The organism is Nocardiopsis sp. TNDT3 (assembly GCF_003427465.1).
In the GTDB taxonomy this organism is placed as follows: domain Bacteria; phylum Actinomycetota; class Actinomycetes; order Streptosporangiales; family Streptosporangiaceae; genus Nocardiopsis; species Nocardiopsis dassonvillei.
Genome location: NZ_QPFC01001293.1, coordinates 1 through 1,028, shown reverse-complemented (window position 1 = coordinate 1,028; position 1,028 = coordinate 1). Strand labels below are relative to the sequence as shown.

Here is a 1,028-nt window from a genome sequence, read left to right as displayed (position 1 = left end):
GCGCGGGACGGCGTGCCGGAGTACCGCGTGGAGCTGGCCGAGGGGGACACCGCCGTGTTCGCCCTGGACTACCTGGAGGGCGGGCGCCGCGTCGGACTGGGGGAGGGCCGGGCGCTGCTGCGGGAGACCCTGGACGCCTGGCGGGAGTGGTCCGGCCGGACCGACTACGACGGGGTCGGCGCCACGCACGTGCGCCGCAGCGCCCTCACCCTGCGCGGTCTGCTCCACGAGGAGAGCGGCGCCCTGATCGCCGCACCCACCACGTCCCTGCCCGAGTGGCCGGGAGGCCCGCGCAACTGGGACTACCGCTACGTCTGGCACCGCGACGCCGCGCTCGTCGTCCTGGCCTTCCTTCGGCTCGGGCACGCCGAGGAGGCGGGGCACTACCTGCGCTTCCTGCTGCGCATGTGCGGTCAGCCGATCGACTGGGTCCCCCCGGTGCAGGCGGTCGACGAACAGCCGCCGCCTGAGGAGGAGACCCTGGACCACCTCGCCGGACACGCCGGGTCCAGACCGGTCCGCGTCGGCAACGACGCCTACTCACAGCACCAGCTGGACGTGTACGGGCACGTGCTCGACGCCGCGCTGTCCTACGAGGAGGCCACCGGCGGGCTCGGGCGCGGGGACGTCGAACAGCTCTCCTCGATGGTCGACGCGGCGTGCCGGGTCTGGCGCGAGCCGGACGAGGGCATGTGGGAGGTGCGGTCGCGGCCGCGGCACTGGACGAGTTCCAAGGTCTACGCCTGGGTGTGCCTGGACCGCGGGATCCAGCTGGCCACCGAGTCCGGCAAGGCGGGCGGGGACGTCCCGCTGGACAAGTGGCGCAAGGAGCTGGACGCCGTGCGCCAGGAGGTCCTGGACCGGGGCTACGACGCGGAGGCCGGGACCTTCACGCAGTCCTACTGCTCGTCCCACGTGGACGGGTCGCTGCTGAGGATCCCGCTCCTGGGCTTCCTGGAGGGGACCGACCCGCGCGTGCTCGCGACCCTGGAACGGGTGGACGCGGAGCTGGGCGGGGAGGGCGGGCT

1 protein-coding gene is annotated in these 1,028 nt (G+C 73.9%); it reads left to right on the top strand.

The features are described 5' to 3' along the window. Positions 1 to 1,028, top strand: a 1,028-nt coding sequence (locus DQW06_RS27005; RefSeq protein WP_198662560.1) for a glycoside hydrolase family 15 protein, incomplete at both ends; no start/stop codon positions are given.